Here is an 18,691-nt window from a genome sequence, read left to right on the forward strand (position 1 = left end):
CTTTTCGTCGCACCGGCCGCCCGGCGCCGTCGACGCCCCGCCCGGAGTTGGCCATGACCATCGCTCGCCCGACCTTCACCGAGGCCCTCACGTTCGACGACGTGCTGCTGAAGCCGGCCCATTCGCTGGTGATGCCCGGCCAGGTCGACGTGCGGACGCGGCTGACGCGGAGCATCGACCTCAACATCCCGCTGATCTCCTCCGCCATGGACACGGTGACGGAAGCGCGGCTCGCCATCGCCATGGCGCAGGCCGGCGGCATCGGCGTGATCCACCGCAACCTCGAGCCCGAGGCTCAGGCCGAGGAGGTGCGCCGGGTGAAGCGCTACGAGAGCGGCATGGTGGTGGACCCGATCACCATCAACCCGGACGCCACGCTGGCCCAGGCGCTGCAGCTGATGCGGCGCCACAACATCTCGGGCATCCCGGTGGTCGAGCCCGGACCGGCCGGCCTGCCGGCCCGCATCGTCGGCATCGTGACCAACCGCGACGTGCGCTTCGCCGACGACCCGTCGCAGCCCGTCACCGACTTCATGACCAAGAAGGTGATCACGGTGCGGGAAGGCGTGCGCCCCGACGAGGCGCGCCGCCTGCTCCACCAGCACCGCATCGAGAAGCTCGTCGTCGTGGACGACGATGACCGCTGCGTCGGCCTCCTCACCGTCAAGGACATGGAGAAGGCGACGCTGCACCCGCTCGCCTGCAAGGACCCGGAGGGGCGCCTGCGCGTGGCCGCCGCCTCCAGCGTCGGCGCCAAGGGCTTCGCCCGCTCGACCCTGCTGATCGAGGCCGGCGTCGATTGCGTGGTGGTGGACACCGCCCACGGCCACTCGCAGCTCGTGCTCGACCAGATCGGCGAGCTGAAGCGCGTGTCCAACAAGGTGTCGATCATCGCGGGCAACGTGGCGACGGCCGAGGGCGCCAAGGCGATGATCGACGCCGGCGCCGACGCGGTGAAGATCGGCATCGGGCCGGGCTCGATCTGCACCACGCGGATCGTGGCGGGCGTCGGCGTGCCCCAGCTCACCGCCATCCTCGACGCGGCCGAGGCCGCGCGCGACCAGGACGTGCCGGTGATCGCCGACGGCGGCATCAAGTTCTCGGGCGACGTCGCCAAGGCGGTGGCGGCCGGGGCCGACAGCGTGATGATCGGCTCGCTCTTCGCCGGCACGGACGAGAGCCCCGGCGAGGTCTACCTGTACCAGGGCCGCTCGTTCAAATCCTACCGCGGCATGGGCTCGGTCGGCGCCATGGCGCGCGGCTCGGCGGACCGCTACTTCCAGGCCGAGGTGCGCAACGAGCTGAAGCTCGTCCCGGAGGGCATTGAGGGGCAGGTGCCCTACCGCGGCCCCGTCGGCGCCATCCTGCACCAGCTCACCGGCGGGTTGCGGGCCGCCATGGGCTACACGGGCGCGGCCTCGATCGCCGAGTTCCAGGAGCGCGCGCAGTTCGTCCGCATCACCAACGCGGGCCTGCGCGAGAGCCACGTCCACGACGTCGCCATCACGCGCGAGAGCCCAAACTACCCCGGTGGGGTCTGACCCACGCGAAAAAGGGCGGCCGGGGCCGCCCTTCGAGACCTCCGATGGCGCCCGGTCCGCCGGGCGCCGCCTCGAATCACATGTGGTTTTCGAGGGTGGTCTTGGCGTCGGGGCGCATCTTCGGGGGCGCGGGCAGCACCGGGGGCGGCGGCGGCGGGGTGGTGGCGCAGGCCGCCAGCGACAGGGCCAGGGCGGCGAGGGCCGCCTGGCGGACGATACGGGTCATTCCGGTGATCCTTGTTACGCAATTCATGGGCGCGTTCGCTGAACGGCGCTGCCCGGTTTTGTTCCCATTCCCGGCTCAATTGTGGCAGAATCTGTATGAACCCCGGTGCCCGCCTTTCCGCCGCCATTGAGATCCTCGATGTGATCGAAATGCAACGGCGCCCCGCCGCAGACGCTCTGAAGGACTGGGGGACCGCGCACCGCTACGCCGGCTCGAAGGACCGCGCCGCCATCGGCAGCCTCGTCTATGATTCGCTGCGGGTCCGGAACTCGGCGGCGCATGTCATGGGCGCCGCCTCGGCCCGCGGCATCCTGCTCGGCGCGCTGCGCGAGCTGCGGGCGATGCCGCTCGACGCGGTCGCGGCGTTGTGCACGGGCGAGGGCTACGCGCCCGCGCCGCTCACCGACGAGGAGCGCGGTCGCTACGCCGACGGCACGCTGGAGGGCGCGCCCGACCACGTGCGCGGAGACTATCCGGAATGGCTGGCGCCGAGCTTCGCGGCGGCCTTCGGCGCCGACGTCGTCGCAGAGGGGCGCGCTCTGGCGCGGCGCGCGCCGGTCGACCTCCGGGTCAACCGCCTCAAGGTCGATCGCGACAAGGCGATGCGCTCGCTCGCCCACCTCCGCCCGGAGCCGACCGTCCACGCGCGCGACGGCCTGCGCATCGCGGTGGGCGAGGACGGCCGCGCGCCGGCGCTCGCCGCCGAACCCGCCTACGTGAAGGGCTTCGTCGAGGTGCAAGACGAGGGCAGCCAGGTCGCGGCGCTGCTCAGCGGCGCCAAGCCGGGCATGCAGGTGCTCGACCTCTGCGCGGGCAGCGGCGGCAAGACGCTCGCGCTCGCCTCCATGATGGAGAACAAGGGCCAGGTCTTCGCGACCGACCTCGACGGGCGGCGGCTGATGCCGATCTACGACCGGCTGGCCCGCGCCGGGGTGCGCAACGTCCAGGTGCGGGCGCCGAAGGGCCGTCAGACGGCGCTCGACGACCTCCAGGGCCGCTTCGACGTCGTCTTCGTCGACGCGCCCTGCACCGGCACGGGCACGTGGCGCCGCAATCCGGATGCCAAGTGGCGGCTTCGCCCCGGCGCGCTGGAGGAGCGGATCAAGGCGCAGGACGAGATCCTCGCCACGGCCGTGTCCTGCGTGAAGCCGGGCGGGCGCCTCGTCTACGCGACCTGCTCGGTGCTGCGCGAGGAGAATGAGGACCGGCTGGCGAAGCTGCTCGCCGCGCACCCGAACCTGCTGCCGCTCGACGCCGCCCACGTGGCGCGCGAGGCCGGCCTGCCCGACCTCGCCGCCTTCGCGTCGCCGCACGGGCCGGGCCTGCGCCTGTCGCCGCTCCGATGCGGGACGGACGGGTTCGGGATCGCGACGCTGATGGTGGGGTGACCGCGGTATGAGGAACCGTCGCCCTTCAGCTCAGTCCGGGCCAGTGACCTGAAGGGAGCCGCGGGACCGCGCCGCAAACCCTCACAGAGCAGGGGCGGGCCGCTCGGAACCCGGATCAGGCCGCCTTGCCGCTCTCCTCGCCCGGGAACAGCGACAGCAGCCCGGCCTCCGATGCCGCGCAGACGCCACGCTCGGTGATGAGCCCGGTGACGAGCCGCGCGGGCGTCACGTCGAAGGCGTAGTTGCTGACCGCGCTGCCCTTCGGCACGACCCGCACGGTCTCGATCGCGCCCGCCGCCGTCTCGCCCGACATGAAGGCCACCTCGTCGCCCGACCGCTCCTCGATCGGGATCTCGCGAACCCCGTCGCTGACGCGCCAGTCCACCGTCGAGGAGGGCAGGGCGACGTAGAACGGCACGGCATTGTCGTGCGCCGCCAGCGCTTTCAGGTAGGTGCCGACCTTGTTGCACACGTCGCCCGTGCGCGTCGTCCGGTCGGTCCCGACGATGCACAGGTCCACGCGGCCGTGCTGCATCAGATGGCCGCCGGCGTTGTCGACCACCACGGTGTGGGGCACGCCCTCGCCGAGCAGCTCAAAGGCCGTGAGGCTGGCGCCCTGATTGCGCGGCCGCGTCTCGTCGACCCAGACGTGGACCGGCACGCCCGCGCGGTGCGCCTTGTAGATCGGCGCCAGTGCGGTGCCCCAGTCGACGGTGGCGAGCCAGCCGGCGTTGCAATGCGTGAGCACGTTCACGGGGCGCGACCGCCCCGTCCGCTCCCACGCGTCGGCGATCAGGGCTGCGCCGTGCTCCCCCAGCCGCGCGCAGGTGTCGGCGTCCTCGTCGGCGACGCGGGCCGCCTCGGCGTAGGCAGCGGCCCGGCGCTCGCCGGGCTTCAACGGCGTCAGCCGCTCCCGCATCCGGTCGAGCCCCCAGCGCAGGTTCACCGCTGTCGGCCGCGCCACGAGCAGCCGGTCGTAGGCGGCCGACAGCGCCGCGTCGGACGGGTCGGCACCCATGGCCAGCGCCAAGCCGTAGGCCCCGGCGGCACCGATCAGCGGAGCGCCGCGCACCGTCATGTCCGAGATGGCCTCGGCGGCCTCGCCGCTCGTGCGCAGCGTCCGGACCGCGAAGCGATGGGGCAGGGCGCGCTGGTCGATGACCTCGACCGATGCGCCGTCGGCGGCGAGCCAGATGGTGCGGAACGCGCGGCCGTCGATGCGCATGCGGTGGCTCCTCGCCTGAAACGATCCCGCGCCCTGCATAGCGGGGCGGGGAGCGCTCGGGAACCGCCCCGGCGGGTGCGGAAGCGTCGGCCCGCTTCCGTCGCGCGCGCGGTCCTACTCGGCCGCGATCCTGACGGGCTGGTCGCGGTACAGCTCCGGATAGACGCGGTGCAGCGCCCGGATCTTCGGGGCGTCGTTCACCACGATGTACAGGCTGTCCGGGTGATGGATCAGGTAATCCTGGTGGTAGTCCTCGGCGGGGTAGAATCCGTGCAGCGGCTCCAGCGTCGTGGTGATGGCGCCGTGCAGCAGCCCGCTCGCGCCGAGCTGGGCGATGTAGTCCGCGGCGACGCGGCGCTCGGCGTCGTTCGCGACGAAGATCGTCGACCGGTACTGCGCCCCCGAGTCCGGCCCCTGGCCGCCCACCTGCGTGGGATCGTGGGCGGTCGAGAAGAAGACCTGCAGGAGCTGCCCGTAGGACACGACCGCGGGATCGTAGTCGATCTTCACGGATTCGGCGTGGCCGGTCGAGCCGGTGCCAACCATGCGATAGTGCGCCGTCGCGGCGTCCCCGCCCGCGTAGCCCGACACAACGCGGGTCACGCCCTTGACGTGCTCGAACATGCCCTGGAGACCCCAGAAGCAGCCGCCGGCCAGCACCACGCTGCGGGGCCCGGACGCGGCGGGGAGGTCGACCTTCGCCGCGGGCAGGCGCACGTCGGGCTCGGCGGCGCGCGCCATCAGGGCGGCGCCGCCGCAGAGCAGGGCGGCCAGGGCCGCGGCAGCGACGGGCGGCTTGAGGTTCGGACGGCGCATGGGATCCCTCGTGGTATCGCACCGGAAACTGGCGCCGGATCGCGGCGGCACGACGGCGCTCCGGGCCGGTTACGGCGCCACACCGCGGGCGGTTACGCCGCCGCCAGTGCCGCGACCACCGCGCCGCGGTGCGGCATGGGATCCACGGCGCCGTAGCCCAAGGTCGCCAGGGCCGCGGCCGCGTTGGCGTAGAGCCCCGCACGGAACGGGTCGCCCGTGAGGAGGTATTCGGCGAGGTAAGCCCCGTCGAACGTGTCGCCGGCGCCCGTCGCGTCGACCGCGTCGACGCGGTGCGGCGGAACGCGCAGGCGCTGCTCGGCCGTGGCGATGAGGCAGCCGGCGCTTCCCAGCTTCAGCGCCACGATCCGCGCGCCGAAGGACAGATAGCGGTCCGCGATGGCGTCCGGATCGTCCACGCCGACGAGCAGGCGCGCGTCGTCGAGGCCGGGCAGGGCTATGTCGATGTTGGTCATCGCCTCGTGGATCACCGCGCGGGCGCGGGCCACCGGCCACAGCTTCACGCGGATGTTGGTGTCGTAGGACAGGAGCACGCCGGCCTCGCGCGCGACCGCCATGGCCTCGAACACCGCGTCGGCGGCGCGGGTCGAGATCGCCTGGCTGATGCCGGACACGTGCAGCACCTTCGCCAAGCGGATCGCGTCGCGCGGCAGGTCGCCCGGCCCGTAGAGGCTCGCCGCCGATCCCGCACGCCGATACGAGAAGTCGTGCCCCGCATCGGTGTGGGTCACGAAGTAGATGCCGGTCGGCGCCTCGGGGTCGACGCGGACGGTCGAGGCGTCCACGCCCTCGCGCGCCCACATCTCCAATAGCGTGCGGCCGAAGGCGTCGTCGCCCACCGCCGTGGCGATGCCCGTCGAGGCGCCCGAGCGCGCGGCCGCCACGAGGGCGTTGGACACGTCGCCGCCGCAGCTCGCGACGTAGTGCTTCGAGCCCTTGTGCCGGTTCAGCTCCACCATGGGTTCGCCGAGCGCGATGATGTCGGGCATGCGTGGGGTCCTGGAGTCTGCCTGTTCCCGCGCCTTGTGCTGCCGATCTCTTCGCCTTGACAAGGCCTCCAGGCCGGATCGACACTTGACCAAACGGTCAGATCGTACCGCGAGGGGGCAGGATGGCGTCGATCACCACCGACGGCGTGACGGGCGGGCGGCTCACGGCCGAGGACTACGCCCGCAACTTCGGCGACCTGTCGCCGCCGCTGACGCGGCACGAGGCCCTGGTCGAGGCCGAGCGCTGCTACTTCTGCTACGACGCGCCCTGCGTGCAGAGCTGCCCCACCGGCATCGACGTGCCGCTGTTCATCCGGCAGATCGCCAAGGGCAACCCGCTCGGCGCCGCCGAGACGATCCTGTCGGCCAACATCATGGGCGGCATGTGCGCCCGCGTCTGCCCAACCGAGCAGCTCTGCGAGGAGGCTTGCGTGCGCGAGCACGCCGAGGGCAAGCCTGTCCGCATCGGCCTGCTGCAGCGCCACGCCACCGACGCCATGATGGCGGCCTCGGCCGCTTCCGGCACGCATCCCTTCGGGCGCGCCCCGGCCTCGGGGCGCAGCGTCGCGGTGGTCGGCGCCGGTCCGGCGGGGCTCGCGGCCGCGCACCGCTTGGCGACCCTCGGCCACGCGGTCACGGTCTACGACGCTCGGCCCAAGGGGGGCGGCCTCAACGAATACGGCATCGCCGCCTACAAGGCGGCCGGCGGCTTCGCGCAGGCGGAGCTCGACTTCATCCTCGGGGTCGGCGGCATCCGGCTCGAGCCCGGCGTGCGGCTCGGCGCCGACGTCACGCTCGACGGGCTGCGGGCGGAACACGACGCCGTGTTCCTCGGCCTCGGGCTCGGCGGCGCCAACGCCCTGGCGGGCGCGGACGCGCAGAGCAACGTCGTGGACGCGCTCGGCTTCATCGAGGGGCTGCGCCAGGCGGCCGACAAGGCGGCGGTGCCCGTCGGCCGCCGCGTCGTGGTGATCGGCGGCGGCATGACGGCGGTCGACGCGGCCGTGCAGTCGCGCCGGCTGGGCGCCGAGGAAGTGACGATCGCGTACCGGCGCGGCGTCGCGGACATGAAAGCCTCAGGCTGGGAGCGCGACCTCGCCAAGACCGAGGGCGTGGTGATCCGGCCCTGGATGAACCCGGCCGGCTTCGAGGCCCGCGACGGCCGCGTGTCGGCCGCGCTGTTCGACCACCGCGGCCCCGACGGGCTCGGCGAGCCCGAGCGGGTGGCGCTGCCGGCCGACCTCGTGCTGCTCGCCATCGGCCAGACCTACGCGGGCGCGCCGGGGCCGGAGGTCCTCGCCTTCGACGGCGGCCGCATCCGGGTCGACGCCGAGCGCCGCACGACGCTGCCGGGCGTGTGGGCCGGCGGCGACTGCGTGGCGGGCGGCTCGGACCTCACGGTCAGCGCCGTCGAGGACGGCAAGCGCGCCGCCCTGGCGATCGACGCCCACCTCCGGCACGTGACGCCGGGCCTGAAGGGAGCAGCCTGACGTGGCCGACCTCAGCACCATCTTCCTCGGTATCCGCTCGCCGAACCCGTTCTGGCTCGCCTCGGCGCCCCCGACCGACCGCAAGACCAACGTGCTGCGCGCCTTCCGGGCGGGCTGGGGCGGCGTCGTGTGGAAGACGCTCGGCGAGGAGGGGCCGCCCGTCGTCAACGTGTCGGGCCCGCGCTACGGCGCCATCCACGGGCCGGACCGCCGGCTGATGGGCTTCAACAACATCGAGCTGATCACCGACCGGCCGCTGGAGGTGAACCTCCGCGAGATCGCCGAGGTGAAGAAGCTCTACCCCGACCGGGCGCTGGTCGCCTCGGTCATGGTGCCCTGCGACGAGGACAGTTGGCGCGCGATCCTGCCGCGCGTCGAGGCCACGGGCTGCGACGGGGTCGAGCTCAACTTCGGCTGCCCGCACGGCATGAGCGAGCGCGGCATGGGCTCGGCGGTCGGCCAAGTGCCGGACTACATCGAGATGGTGGCACGCTGGTGCAAGGCCTTCACGCGCCTGCCCGTGATCGTGAAGCTCACCCCCAACATCACCGACATCCGCCACCCCGCGCGGGCGGCCAAGCGCGGCGGCGCCGATGCGGTGTCGCTGATCAACACGATCAACTCGATCGTCTCGGTCGACCTCGACCGCATGGCGCCGGCGCCCCACGTCGGCGGCCGCGGCACCCACGGCGGCTATTGCGGGCCGGCCGTGAAGCCGATCGCCCTGTCGATGACGAGCGAGATCGCGCGCGACCCCGCGACGCGCGGCCTGCCGATCTCGGCCATCGGCGGCATCACCACGTGGCGCGACGCCGCGGAGTTCATCGCCCTCGGCGCCGGCACCGTCCAGGTCTGCACCGCCGCCATGACCTACGGCTTCAAGGTCGTCGAGGAGATGGTCTCCGGCCTGTCGACCTGGATGGACGCCAAGGGCTACCGGAGCATCGAGGACTTCCGGGGCATGGCGGTGCCCAACGTCACCGACTGGCAGTATCTCGACCTCAACTACGTCGCCAAGGCCCACATCGACCAGGACCTGTGCATCTCCTGCGGGCGCTGCCACATCGCCTGCGAGGACACATCCCACCAGGCCATCACGGCGACGGTCGACGGGCGGCGCAAGTTCGTCGTCAAGGACGAGGACTGCGTGGGCTGCAACCTGTGCGTCGAGATCTGCCCGGTCGAGAACTGCATCACGCTGGAGCACCGGACGGTCGGCGACGACCCGCGCACGGGCCGGCCCTACGCGCAGCCCTACGCCAACTGGACGACGCATCCGAACAACCCGGGGGCGGTGCGGGAGGCGGCGGAGTAGGACGTGATCTCCTTCTCCCCTCGCGGGAGAAGGTGCCTCGACGAAGTCGAGGCGGATGAGGGGGAACGACTCATCGGCTTCCGACAGGCGGGATGGTCGTTGAGCGCTGCGCCAAGCCCCCTCATCCGACTTTGCTTCGCAAGGCCACCTTCTCCCGCGAGGGGAGAAGGGGCGTCCCGTCACCCTCCGTACATCCGGTTCTTCGTCGGGCTGATCGTCACCTCGTTGAGGCACACGCCCGGCGGCCGCGTCGCGATGAACAGCACGAGCGCGCCGAGGTCCTCGGGCTGCAACATGGCGGCGCGCTCCTCCGCATCCGGCGGCACGGGGCGCCGGTCGAGGATCGGCGTCGCCACCTCGGCGGGGAGCACGGCCGTCGAGCGGATGCCGTTGCGGAATTCCTCCACGTTGACGCTCTGGCTCATCGCCACGACGCCGTGCTTGGCCGCCGTGTAGGCGGGCCCGCTGATCGGGGAGATGTACTTTCCCGCCCAGGAGGCCGTGTGGATCAACAGCCCGTCGCGCTGCCGGCGCATCGGCTCCAGCGCGGCTGCGGCGCAGTAGAAGGCGGCGGACAGGTTGCCGCCCAGCACCGCGTCGATGCTGCCGGGCACGAGGTCCCGCCAGGCCCGCGCCGCGATGTTGAGCCCGGCGTTGTTGACCAGGATGTCGAGCCGCCCGAACCGGCGGACCGCCTCCGCCACGGCCTCGCCCGCCGTCTCGGGCCGGGTGAGGTCGCCAGGGAGGCAGACCGCCGTGCCGCCGGCCGCGGCGATGCGCGCCGCGACGGCGTCGAGCGGCTCGGGGCGGCGCCCCGTCAGCACCAGCGTGGCGCCGGCGCCGGCGAGCGCCAGGGCGGCCGCCTCGCCGATGCCGCTGCCCGCGCCCGTGACCCAGGCGACTCGTCCGGCGAGCGCCGCCACGGTCAGGCACCGTCCGTGTACTTGGCCGTGCCCTTCGCGTCCTTCACGGTCTCGCGGTGGGCCTTGTCCTTGTTCTTCTCGTGCTCGCCCGTGTCGGCGTGCTTGTGCTCCTTGCCGTGGGGCTGCTCGCCCTTCTGCGGCGTGTGCTTCCCGCTTCCGGCCTCGCTCTGCTTGCCGTCGCTCATGCGGTCCTCCTCGGTTCGAGGACGGGTGAACGGCCGAGCCCGTCGGACGTTCCCGCGGCTATTCCGGCGGCAGGAAGTCGACCTTGACGCTCGACGCCGCGGCGCCGCTGATCTCCACCGTGGCCTGCCCGGCCGCGAAGTCGAAGCGCACGCTCTTGCGGACGTTGGGGCAGGCCGGCGCGCCGGTCACGGCCGTCGGCCGCAGTTCGCGCCCGTCCTGGATCACGTCGATCCAGACGTCGTCGGAGGTCGTGATCTGGTAGGGGCCGCCCACCGCCAGCGGCGGCGTCTTCAGCACCGCGCCGAACGTGCCGGCGGCCGGCTTGCGGCTCGGCGGCCGCTCGAACTTCACGTCGGCCACGGGCTGCAGCGCCACGACCGCGGGGTCCATGATGCCGGGCAGCGGCTTGCCCGGCTCGACGGTGCGGAGGCCCGGCGTGCCAAAGGCCGACCGCTCGCGGTCGACCGGCCACCTGAACTTGGCGCAGCCGCTCGCGTCCTGGGCCCAGGCGGGCCCGGTCAGGACGGCGAGGGCCAGGAGCGGGAGGGCTCGGAGCATCTCAGTCCACCGCGACCATGACGTCGGAGGCCTTGATGACGGCATGCGCCGCTTCCCCGACCTTGAGGCCGAGCTCGTCCACCGCCTCGTTGGTGACCGAGGCCGTCACGATCGTGCCGCCGCCGATGTCGATGCGGACGTGGGCCGTGGTCTGACCCTTGGTGACCTCGACGATGCGGCCCTTCAACTGGTTCCGCGCACTCAACCGCATGGTGAACTCCTCGCATGTCCGCCCGAGGATTATGGGAGTTTCGGACCCCTGTCACCCGCGCTCGGGCGCGATGCCGCGCAGGATGGTCTCGACCACCTGCCGCTTGGCCGCCGCGAAGGCCCCGTCGTCGAGCGGCGCGCCGCCGTTCAGCGCCTCGATCTGGGCCGCGAAGTCGGCGTAATGCTGCGTCGTGGCCCAGATCATGAAGAACAGGACGCGGGGCTCGATCGGGCGCAACTGCCCGCCGGCGATCCAGCCCTCCACGACGGCGCCGCGGTCCCTCACCCAGTCGGCCAGCGTGGTTTCGAGGAATCCGCGCACCACCGGGGCGCCGCTCATGACCTCGCGGGCGAAGATGCGCGAGCCGAGCGGCCGGGCGCGCGCGAGGTCCATCTTGCCCGCGATGTAGCGCGCCAGCGCCTCCGCGGCCGAGGCTTCGCCGTCGAAGCTCCGCGCCTCCGCGAGCCAGGCCTCGACCACGCCCTCGACCACGCGGCGGTAGAGCGCCTCCTTGGTGGCGACGTAATAGTGGAGGTTGGCCTTCGGCAGCCCGGCCCGCGCCGCGATGGCGCTCGTCGTGGCGCCCTCGTATCCCTTCTCGGCGAACTCGGCCTCGGCGGCGCGCAGGATCAGCTCCTCGACTTCGGCGCGCGCGGCCGATCCCCGCTCGGCCTTCTCCCCCTCGGCCCTGGGCTTTCGTAACGGCATGGATGTGTTTGACCGATCGGAAAAACTGACGTTCACTCTGCAACGAAGCGCCGCACCGTCGACGGCGCGCGCGGACGCGAGAGCCCTCATGCCAGATCTGTCCAACCTCCGCATCGACGGGGCGCGGCTTTGGGACAGCCTGATGGAGATGGGGCAGGTCGGCGGGACCCCGAAGGGGGGCTGCAATCGGCTGACCCTCACCGACGTCGACAAGCGCGGGCGCGAGCTCTTCGCGCGCTGGTGCGAGGCCGCCGGGCTGTCGATGACCGTCGACGCCATGGGCAACATGTTCGCCCGCCGCGAGGGCACGGAGGACCACTTGCCGCCCGTGATGATGGGCAGCCACCTCGACACGCAGCCGACGGGCGGCAAATACGACGGCGTGCTCGGCGTGCTGGCCGGCCTGGAGGTGCTGCGCTCGCTGAACGACCTCAACGTCCGCACGCGCCACCCGATCGAGGTCGCCAACTGGACCAACGAGGAAGGCTCGCGCTTCGCCCCCGCCATGGTGGCGTCGGGGGTCTTCGCCGGCGCCTACACGCTGGAGGAGGCCTACGCGATCCGGGACCGCGAGGGGCACCGGCTCGGCGACGAGCTGGAGCGCATCGGCTTCAAGGGCGAGGTGCCCTGCGGCGGGCGTGAGATCCGGGCCATGTTCGAGCTCCACATCGAGCAGGGGCCGGTCCTGGAGGACGAGGGGATCGACATCGGCGTGGTCACCCACGGGCAGGGCCAGCGCTGGTTCGAGGTGACGCTGAAGGGGTTCGAGAGCCACGCCGGCTCGACGCCGATGCCGCGCCGGCGGGACGCGCTGGTGGGCGCCGCGCGCGTGGTCGAGCTCGTCAACCGCATCGGGCTCTCCCACCCGCCGCTGGCCGTCTCGACCACGGGCATGCTCACGCCCTATCCGGGCTCGCGCAACGTCATCCCGGGCGAGGTCTTCCTCACCTGCGAGTTCCGCCACCCCGACGAGGCGGTGCTGGAGGCCATGGAGGCGGAGCTGCGCGCCGGCGTCGCCGCCATCTGCGAGGCGGCCGGGCTGGAGCCCGAGATCAAGCGCGTCTTCGTCTACCCGCCCGTGCCCTTCGACGCGGGATGCGTCGGCGTGGTGCGGCGCGCGGCGGAGCGGGGCGGCTTCAGCCACCGCGACATCGTGTCGGGCGCCGGGCACGACGCTTGCTACATCGCCCGCGTGGCTCCGACCGCGATGATCTTCACGCCCTGCGTGGGCGGGGTGAGCCACAACGAATCCGAGGAGATCTCGCCGGCCTGGGCGAGCGCCGGCGCCCAGGTGCTGCTCCACGCCGTGCTGGAAACCGCCGAAGTCGTGGGCTGACCGCGGATCGATCAGGGGAGGGAACGATGTCCACGGTCATCAAGGGCGGGACGGTGGTGACGGCGGCGCGGAGCTTTCCGGCCGACGTGCTGATCGAGGGCGGACGGGTCGCCGCGGTCGGCCCGGACCTCGCGGGCGACGAGTCGGTCGACGCCGCGGGCTGCCTCGTCCTGCCGGGCGGCATCGACCCGCACACCCACCTCGAGATGCCCTTCATGGGCACCACGACGGCCGACGACTACGCCTCCGGCACCCGCGCCGCGCTGGCGGGCGGAACCACCATGGTGGTCGACTTCTGCATCCCCGGCCACGGCCAGAAGCTGATGGACGCCTGGGCCGACTGGGACCGGCGCTCCGCCACCGCGGCCTGCGACTACGCATATCACATGTGCATCGTGGGCTGGTCGGATGCGATCCGGGAGGAAATGGCCGAGGTCGTCGCGAAGGGCGTCACCACATTCAAGCACTTCATGGCCTACAAGGGCGCCCTGATGGTGAACGACGAGGAGATGTTCGCCTCGTTCCGCCGCTGCGCCGAGCTCGGCGCCATGCCGCTGGTCCACGCCGAGAACGGCGACGTCGTGGCGGCATTGCAGGTCGAGCTGCTCGCGCGGGGCATCACCGGCCCCGAGGGCCACGGCTATTCGCGCCCGCCGCGCGTCGAGGGCGAGGCCGCCAACCGCGCCATCATGCTGGCCGATCAGGCCGGCGTGCCGCTCTACGTCGTCCACACCTCCTCGATCGAGGCCCACGAGGCGATCCGCCGGGCGCGCGCGAACGGCCAGCGCGTCTACGGCGAGCCCTTGATCCAGCACCTCGTGCTCGACGAAAGCGAGTACCTCCACCCCGACTGGGACCACGCCGCCCGCCGCGTGATGTCGCCGCCCTTCCGCGACAAGCGCAACCAGGACGACCTGTGGAACGGGCTGCGCGCCGGCTCGCTGCAGGTGGTGGCCACCGACCACTGCGCCTTCACGACCGAGCAGAAGCGCTTCGGCCGCTCCGACTTCACCAAGATTCCCAACGGCACCGGCGGCCTCGAGGACCGCATGCCGGTGCTGTGGACCCGCGGGGTCGGCGAGGGGCGCCTGACGCCGGAGGAGTTCGTCGCCGTCACCTCCACCAACATCGCCCGCATCCTCGGCCTCTACCCGAAGAAGGGCTCGCTGGAAGTCGGCGCGGACGCCGACGTCGTCGTTTGGGATCCGGCCGCAACCAAGACCATCTCGGCCGGCGCGCAGATATCGGCCATCGACTACAACGTGTTCGAGGGGCTGAGCTGCACGGGCCTGCCCCGCACCGTCCTGTCGCGCGGCGAGATCGTCGTGCGCGACGGGCGCGTGCAGGCCGAATCGGGCCGCGGCCGCTTCGTGCCGCGGCGCCCGTTCACGCCGGAAGCGCGGGCGGCGCGGCGCATGTTCGACCTCGCGGCTCCGCGGGCGGTCGCCCGCTGATGGCGCTCGCCACGGTGTCGCGCGCCCCCATGACGACGCCGGCCGCCACCACCGCGGCCGTCGAGGCGCGCGACCTGTCGCTCGTCTTCGAGACGGCGGACGGGCCCGTGCACGCCCTGTCGCGCGTCGACCTCAGCATCGCGCCGGGCGAGTTCGTGTCGCTGATCGGCCCCTCCGGATGCGGCAAGACCACGCTGCTGCGCGTCATCGGCGACCTCGAATCGGCGACGTCGGGCACGATCGCGGTCAAGGGGATGAGCCCGCGCGAGGCGCGCCTCGGGCGGTCCTACGGCTACGTGTTCCAGGCGCCCGCGCTCTATCCCTGGCGCAGCGTGGCGCGCAACGTCGCCCTGCCGCTGGAGATCATGGGCTACCCGAAAGCGGAGCGGCGCCGGCGCGTCGAGGCGGGGCTCGACCTCGTGAACCTCGCCGGCTTCGGCAACAAGTTCCCCTGGCAGCTGTCCGGCGGCATGCAGCAGCGCGCCTCCATCGCCCGCGCCCTGTCGTTCGACCCCGACCTCCTGCTGATGGACGAGCCCTTCGGAGCGCTCGACGAGATCGTGCGCGACAAGCTGAACGAGCAGCTCCTGCGCCTGTGGGACCGCACCGGCAAGACGGTGGTCTTCGTCACCCATTCGATCCCCGAGGCGGTGTTCCTGTCGACCCGCATCGTCGTCATGTCGCCCCGGCCCGGCCGGGTGCAGGACATCGTGGCCTGCGACTTCCCGCGGGACCGCAACCTCGACATCCGCGAGACGCCGGAGTTCCTGAGGGTGGCGCACCGCGTCCGCGAGGGCTTGCGCGCCGGCCACGCCTATGCGGACTGAGGCGCTGAAGCTGAGCCGGCCGGCGGCGCGCCCGCGGCGTTCCGGCACGATCGCTCGCGCGCTCTTCGGCCGTGCGGTCCCGGTGCTGACGGTCGTGCTGGCGATCCTCGCCCTGTGGTACGCGGCGGCGGTCGGGATGAACGCGGACGCGCAGCGCCAGGCCGACGCCGATGCGGGCATCGCCGACGCCGGGTGGCGCGACTTCGTCGCCGGCACCTGGGCGCAGTCCCACCCGCGCCTGCCGGCCCCGCACCAGATCGCGGCCGAGATCGGGCGCACGGTCTTCGCCGTCGCGCCGACCTCCAAGCGCAGCCTCGTCTACCACGCGGGCGTGACGCTGGAGGCGACCGCGCTCGGCTTCGCGCTCGGCGGGCTGGTCGGCTTCGCCCTGAGCCTCTTCGTGGTGCACGTGCCGAGCCTCGACCGCGGCCTGATGCCCTGGATCGTCGCCAGCCAGACGGTGCCCATCGTGGCGCTGGCGCCGATGATCGTGGTGATCCTCAACCAGATCTCGGTGACGGGGCTCTGGCCCAAGGCCGCGATCGCCGCCTACCTGTCCTTCTTCCCCGTCGCGGTCGGCATGGCAAAGGGCCTGCGCTCGCCCGAACCGCTGCACCTCGATCTCCTGCGGACCTATTCCGCCTCGCGGCCGCAGGTGCTGCGCTTCCTGCGGCTTCCGGCGAGCCTGCCGTTCCTGTTCGCGAGCGCCAAGGTGGGGGCGGCCGCGAGCCTCGTCGGCACGGTCGTGGCGGAGGTGACGAAGTCGGAGGACGGCGGCCTCGGCGCGCGGCTCCTCGCCGGCTCCTATTACGGGCAGACCGTGCAGATCTGGGCCGCCCTGGCGGTCGCCTCGGTCTGCGGCGCCGCGCTGGTCGGGATCGTGTCGGCGGTCGAGGCCGTCGTGCTGCGCCGCACGGGGGCCGCGCGGTGAGCGCCGCGGGTTGGCTCGGCTGCGCCGCCGTCTGGCTCGCCGCCTGGGCGCTCGTCGAGCTGATCGTGTGGAGGGCGCCGCGCCGCGGCGTCGCCGGCCGGGCCGCGGCGGTCGCGGTGCCGCTGATCTTCGGCGCCACGGTGCTGTTATTGTGGGAGGCCATCGTGCGCGGCCTCGGCGTGCCGGCGGTGATCCTGCCGCCGCCCTCCGCGGTCGCGGCCCGCCTCGCCGCCTCGCCGGGCATGCTGCTCGCCGACTTCGTCCAGACCATGAAGGGTCTGGCGGCCGGCTACGTCCTCGGCTGCGGCGGCGGCTTCCTCGCGGCCCTCGCGATCGACCGGGTGCCCTTCCTGCAGCGCGGCCTCCTGCCGCTCGGCACGCTGGTGTCCGCCCTCCCGGTGGTCGGCGTGGCGCCGATCATGGTCATGTGGTTCGGCTTCGACTGGCCGTCCAAGGCGGCCGTCGTGGCCGCCATGACGGTTTTCCCCATGCTGGTGAACTGCAACGCCGGCCTCGGCGCGACCTCGGCGCTCGACCGCGACCTGATGAGCACCTACGCGGCGCCCTACGGCGTCACGCTGCGCAAGCTCCGGCTGCCGGCCGCGCTGCCCTTCGTCTTCAACGGTCTCAAGATCTGCACCACGCTGGCGCTGATCGGCGCGATCGTGGCCGAGTTCTTCGGCACGCCCATCGTCGGCATGGGCTTCCGCATCAACGCGGAGGTCGGCCGCATGAACATCGACACCGTCTGGGCCACGATCGCCGTGGCGGCGGTGTCCGGCTCGCTGCTCTACGGCCTCGTGGCCGCGGTCGAGCGGCGCGCGACCTTCTGGCACCCGTCCTTCCGCGGGCGCCGCGACTGAGGAGTAGGGCATGAGGCGCATGGCGTTCGGTCTGGCCGCGATGGCGGCCGCGCTCGCGGCGGGGGGCGCGGCGCGGGCCGCCGATCCCGTGACGCTGCAGTTGAAGTGGGTCGCCGACGCGCAGTTCGCCGGCTACTTCGTCGCCAAGGACAAGGGCTTCTACAAGGACGCCGGCCTCGACGTCACGATCAAGCCCGGCGGGCCGGACGTGAACCCCGAGCAGGTGCTGGCGGGCGGCGGCGCCGACGTGGTGGTCGACTGGATGCCCTCGGCCCTGGCGACGCGCGAGAAGGGCTCGCCCGTGGTCAACATCGCCCAGCCGTTCAAGCGCTCGGGGCTTGAGCTGACCTGCCGGGCCGACTCCGGCGTCAAGACGCCGGCCGACTTCCCCGGCCATACGCTCGGCGTCTGGTTCGCCGGCAACGAGTACCCGTTCCTGGCCAGGATGGCGAAGCTCAAGATCTCCACCAACGGCCCGCCCGGCGTCACCGTGCTCAAGCAGGGCTTCAACGTCGACCCGCTGCTGCAGAAGCAGGCCGCCTGCATCTCGACCATGACCTACAACGAATACTGGCAGCTCATCGAGGCCGGCATGAAGCCGGCCCAGCTCGTCGTCTTCAACTACACCGACGAGGGCGAGAATACGCTTGAGGACGGCCTCTACGCGCTCGAGCCCAAGCTGAAGGATCCCGCCTTCACCGACCGCATGGCGCGCTTCGTCAAGGCCTCGATGCAGGGCTGGGACTACGCGCAGGCGCACCCCGACGAGGCCGTCAAGATCGTGCTCGACAACGACACCTCGGGCGCCCAGACCGAGGAGCACCAGAAGCACATGATGGACGACGTCAACAAGCTCACGAAGGGCTCCGACGGCGCGCTCGACCCCGCCGCCTACGCCCAGACCGTGAAGGTGCTGCTCTCGTCTGGGTCCGACCCGGTCATCACCAAGGAGCCGCAGGGCGCCTGGACCCATGCCGTCACGGACAAGGCCGGCATCAAGGCGCCGTGAGGGGCGGCGGTGCAACACGCGCCGTGAATCGGCCGATTTGTCGGATGTAGAAAAATTCTCGTCCGATTCGCAGAAGCCGTTGCCACGGGAGGTCAGCCTCGGCCATCATGATCCGCGAAGCGGCCATCGTGCCACCCCGATCGGCGCCTAGGAGGGCGTCGGGCGGTGCGGAGCGAAGAGCCGCGTCGTCCCGATCCGGGGAAGGCGATCGCGAGGAGGGCTGCATGCTGTTGGCCGATATCCTGCACTCCTGCGCCGACGAGGGCATCGCCGGTGCAGCCGTGGCATCGATCGGCGGCCCCTTCGCGGCGGCCGTGCGCGCGGAGGCGGACCGCGCCGGCCTGACCGTCGGCGCGCTGACGGCCTCCCTCGTGTCGGGCTTCGCCCGCGACGCTTCCGAGCGCGACTGGCGCGAGCTGACCGCCGCCATGGCGGGCGCCGACCATCCCGTGCTGGCGGGCCTGCAGGTTATGGCGGAGCGCGCCCTGCGCCACCGCGAGCGGGCGACCCGGGTCCGCCCCGTGCGCGACGCCGTCCCGCCCCTGCATCCGGCCGGCTTCACCTTCCCCGCGCCGTACCGCTGTCCGGCCTGAGGGCCGGGCGGGGCGAGGGAGCCGCGCGCTGGACGCTCGGCGCACGCCTGTTCTAGACGCTGTCGGGAAGACGGCGGGCCGGGA

General features: G+C 72.4%; 20 protein-coding genes. 11 read left to right on the plus strand and 9 right to left on the minus strand.

All coding sequences use genetic code 11. From position 1 onward, the window contains the following. The first annotated feature begins 53 nt into the window (after window positions 1-53). Window positions 54-1,541, plus strand: coding sequence for an IMP dehydrogenase (guaB, locus tag L7N97_RS26885; RefSeq protein ID WP_237481587.1), 1,488 nt, complete (start codon window positions 54-56; stop codon window positions 1,539-1,541). A 76-nt stretch (window positions 1,542-1,617) separates the two neighbouring features. Here the strand turns inward: guaB and L7N97_RS26890 are convergent, their stop codons facing one another. Further along, window positions 1,618-1,767, minus strand: coding sequence for a hypothetical protein (locus L7N97_RS26890; protein ID WP_237481589.1), 150 nt, complete (start codon window positions 1,765-1,767; stop codon window positions 1,618-1,620). Between the two features lie 95 nt (window positions 1,768-1,862). On the opposite strand from L7N97_RS26890, the gene L7N97_RS26895 reads away from it, so the two are divergent. After that, entirely contained in the window at window positions 1,863-3,155 is a 1,293-nt protein-coding gene (locus L7N97_RS26895) for an RsmB/NOP family class I SAM-dependent RNA methyltransferase (RefSeq protein ID WP_237481590.1), read from the plus strand. 115 nt (window positions 3,156-3,270) lie between these two features. Here L7N97_RS26895 and mtnA read toward each other — a convergent pair whose 3' ends face one another. The 3 genes from mtnA to L7N97_RS26910 all read right to left on the minus strand — a co-directional run bounded on the left by mtnA (window position 3,271) and on the right by L7N97_RS26910 (window position 6,203). After that, window positions 3,271-4,380 carry an S-methyl-5-thioribose-1-phosphate isomerase gene (gene mtnA, locus L7N97_RS26900; protein ID WP_237481592.1) on the minus strand — a complete coding sequence of 370 codons (1,110 nt, stop codon included), beginning with the start codon at window positions 4,378-4,380 and terminating at the stop codon, window positions 3,271-3,273. A gap of 114 nt (window positions 4,381-4,494) precedes the next feature. After that, window positions 4,495-5,196 carry a peptide-methionine (S)-S-oxide reductase MsrA gene (msrA, locus tag L7N97_RS26905; protein ID WP_237481593.1) on the minus strand — a complete coding sequence of 234 codons (702 nt, stop codon included), beginning with the start codon at window positions 5,194-5,196 and terminating at the stop codon, window positions 4,495-4,497. Window positions 5,197-5,288: 92 nt separating this feature from the next. Then, the gene (locus L7N97_RS26910; RefSeq protein WP_237481595.1) at window positions 5,289-6,203 is read right to left on the minus strand and encodes a sugar kinase; all 915 of its coding nucleotides are present in this window, start codon (window positions 6,201-6,203) and stop codon (window positions 5,289-5,291) included. Between the two features lie 122 nt (window positions 6,204-6,325). On the opposite strand from L7N97_RS26910, the gene L7N97_RS26915 reads away from it, so the two are divergent. Next, a complete protein-coding gene (locus tag L7N97_RS26915) occupies window positions 6,326-7,693 on the plus strand; it encodes an NAD(P)-dependent oxidoreductase (protein ID WP_237481597.1) in 1,368 nt (455 codons plus the stop codon). Window position 7,694: 1 nt separating this feature from the next. Continuing rightward, a complete protein-coding gene (preA, locus tag L7N97_RS26920; RefSeq protein WP_237481599.1) occupies window positions 7,695-9,008 on the plus strand; it encodes an NAD-dependent dihydropyrimidine dehydrogenase subunit PreA in 1,314 nt (437 codons plus the stop codon). Window positions 9,009-9,187: 179 nt separating this feature from the next. Here the strand turns inward: preA and L7N97_RS26925 are convergent, their stop codons facing one another. From L7N97_RS26925 to L7N97_RS26945, 5 genes are read right to left on the minus strand one after another with little or no spacing between them, the layout of a single operon-like run. Then, window positions 9,188-9,931, minus strand: a complete 744-nt coding sequence (locus L7N97_RS26925; RefSeq protein ID WP_237481601.1) for an SDR family oxidoreductase — start codon at window positions 9,929-9,931, stop codon at window positions 9,188-9,190. A 2-nt stretch (window positions 9,932-9,933) separates the two neighbouring features. Then, entirely contained in the window at window positions 9,934-10,116 is a 183-nt protein-coding gene (locus L7N97_RS26930) for a hypothetical protein (RefSeq protein WP_237481603.1), read from the minus strand. Window positions 10,117-10,174: 58 nt separating this feature from the next. Further along, window positions 10,175-10,675 (minus strand): hypothetical protein, encoded by a 501-nt coding sequence (locus L7N97_RS26935; protein WP_237481604.1) that lies wholly within the window; start codon window positions 10,673-10,675, stop codon window positions 10,175-10,177. Between the two features lies 1 nt (window position 10,676). Further along, on the minus strand, window positions 10,677-10,886 hold the full coding sequence (locus L7N97_RS26940) for a TOBE domain-containing protein (RefSeq protein WP_237481606.1): 210 nt from the start codon (window positions 10,884-10,886) through the stop codon (window positions 10,677-10,679). 51 nt (window positions 10,887-10,937) lie between these two features. After that, a complete protein-coding gene (locus L7N97_RS26945; RefSeq protein WP_237481608.1) occupies window positions 10,938-11,594 on the minus strand; it encodes a TetR/AcrR family transcriptional regulator in 657 nt (218 codons plus the stop codon). Window positions 11,595-11,682: 88 nt separating this feature from the next. Between L7N97_RS26945 and L7N97_RS26950 the strand changes: the two genes are divergently transcribed. From L7N97_RS26950 to L7N97_RS26980, 7 genes are all read left to right on the plus strand, one after another. Further along, on the plus strand, window positions 11,683-12,930 hold the full coding sequence (locus L7N97_RS26950; protein WP_237481609.1) for a Zn-dependent hydrolase: 1,248 nt from the start codon (window positions 11,683-11,685) through the stop codon (window positions 12,928-12,930). 26 nt (window positions 12,931-12,956) lie between these two features. Continuing rightward, window positions 12,957-14,384, plus strand: a complete 1,428-nt coding sequence (hydA, locus tag L7N97_RS26955) for a dihydropyrimidinase (protein ID WP_237481611.1) — start codon at window positions 12,957-12,959, stop codon at window positions 14,382-14,384. 29 nt (window positions 14,385-14,413) lie between these two features. Continuing rightward, window positions 14,414-15,211, plus strand: a complete 798-nt coding sequence (locus L7N97_RS26960) for an ABC transporter ATP-binding protein (RefSeq protein ID WP_428981069.1) — start codon at window positions 14,414-14,416, stop codon at window positions 15,209-15,211. Next, window positions 15,201-16,142 carry an ABC transporter permease gene (locus L7N97_RS26965; RefSeq protein WP_237481615.1) on the plus strand — a complete coding sequence of 314 codons (942 nt, stop codon included), beginning with the start codon at window positions 15,201-15,203 and terminating at the stop codon, window positions 16,140-16,142. Before L7N97_RS26960 ends, L7N97_RS26965 begins: the two co-directional genes overlap by 11 nt. Next, window positions 16,139-17,005, plus strand: coding sequence for an ABC transporter permease (locus tag L7N97_RS26970; RefSeq protein WP_237481617.1), 867 nt, complete (start codon window positions 16,139-16,141; stop codon window positions 17,003-17,005). Before L7N97_RS26965 ends, L7N97_RS26970 begins: the two co-directional genes overlap by 4 nt. 19 nt (window positions 17,006-17,024) lie before the next feature. Then, the gene (locus L7N97_RS26975) at window positions 17,025-18,014 is read left to right on the plus strand and encodes an ABC transporter substrate-binding protein (RefSeq protein ID WP_428981070.1); all 990 of its coding nucleotides are present in this window, start codon (window positions 17,025-17,027) and stop codon (window positions 18,012-18,014) included. Between the two features lie 224 nt (window positions 18,015-18,238). Further along, a complete protein-coding gene (locus L7N97_RS26980) occupies window positions 18,239-18,607 on the plus strand; it encodes a hypothetical protein (protein ID WP_237481620.1) in 369 nt (122 codons plus the stop codon). Window positions 18,608-18,691: the final 84 nt, after the last annotated feature.

Origin of the sequence: Lichenibacterium dinghuense (assembly GCF_021730615.1) — a bacterium.
GTDB classification, from domain to species: domain Bacteria; phylum Pseudomonadota; class Alphaproteobacteria; order Rhizobiales; family Beijerinckiaceae; genus Lichenihabitans; species Lichenihabitans dinghuensis.

What these genes read in the sequence shown, in the direction of transcription:
- guaB (WP_237481587.1), top strand. Translation starts at nt 54, where the DNA reads ATGACCATCGCTCGCCCGACCTTCACCGAGGCCCTCACGTTCGACGAC.
- L7N97_RS26890 (WP_237481589.1), bottom strand. Translation starts at nt 1,767, where the DNA reads ATGACCCGTATCGTCCGCCAGGCGGCCCTCGCCGCCCTGGCCCTGTCG.
- L7N97_RS26895 (WP_237481590.1), top strand. Translation starts at nt 1,863, where the DNA reads ATGAACCCCGGTGCCCGCCTTTCCGCCGCCATTGAGATCCTCGATGTG.
- mtnA (WP_237481592.1), bottom strand. Translation starts at nt 4,380, where the DNA reads ATGCGCATCGACGGCCGCGCGTTCCGCACCATCTGGCTCGCCGCCGAC.
- msrA (WP_237481593.1), bottom strand. Translation starts at nt 5,196, where the DNA reads ATGCGCCGTCCGAACCTCAAGCCGCCCGTCGCTGCCGCGGCCCTGGCC.
- L7N97_RS26910 (WP_237481595.1), bottom strand. Translation starts at nt 6,203, where the DNA reads ATGCCCGACATCATCGCGCTCGGCGAACCCATGGTGGAGCTGAACCGG.
- L7N97_RS26915 (WP_237481597.1), top strand. Translation starts at nt 6,326, where the DNA reads ATGGCGTCGATCACCACCGACGGCGTGACGGGCGGGCGGCTCACGGCC.
- L7N97_RS26930 (WP_237481603.1), bottom strand. Translation starts at nt 10,116, where the DNA reads ATGAGCGACGGCAAGCAGAGCGAGGCCGGAAGCGGGAAGCACACGCCG.
- L7N97_RS26935 (WP_237481604.1), bottom strand. Translation starts at nt 10,675, where the DNA reads ATGCTCCGAGCCCTCCCGCTCCTGGCCCTCGCCGTCCTGACCGGGCCC.
- L7N97_RS26940 (WP_237481606.1), bottom strand. Translation starts at nt 10,886, where the DNA reads ATGCGGTTGAGTGCGCGGAACCAGTTGAAGGGCCGCATCGTCGAGGTC.
- L7N97_RS26945 (WP_237481608.1), bottom strand. Translation starts at nt 11,594, where the DNA reads ATGCCGTTACGAAAGCCCAGGGCCGAGGGGGAGAAGGCCGAGCGGGGA.
- L7N97_RS26950 (WP_237481609.1), top strand. Translation starts at nt 11,683, where the DNA reads ATGCCAGATCTGTCCAACCTCCGCATCGACGGGGCGCGGCTTTGGGAC.
- hydA (WP_237481611.1), top strand. Translation starts at nt 12,957, where the DNA reads ATGTCCACGGTCATCAAGGGCGGGACGGTGGTGACGGCGGCGCGGAGC.
- L7N97_RS26960 (WP_428981069.1), top strand. Translation starts at nt 14,414, where the DNA reads ATGACGACGCCGGCCGCCACCACCGCGGCCGTCGAGGCGCGCGACCTG.
- L7N97_RS26965 (WP_237481615.1), top strand. Translation starts at nt 15,201, where the DNA reads ATGCGGACTGAGGCGCTGAAGCTGAGCCGGCCGGCGGCGCGCCCGCGG.
- L7N97_RS26975 (WP_428981070.1), top strand. Translation starts at nt 17,025, where the DNA reads ATGGCGTTCGGTCTGGCCGCGATGGCGGCCGCGCTCGCGGCGGGGGGC.
- L7N97_RS26980 (WP_237481620.1), top strand. Translation starts at nt 18,239, where the DNA reads ATGCTGTTGGCCGATATCCTGCACTCCTGCGCCGACGAGGGCATCGCC.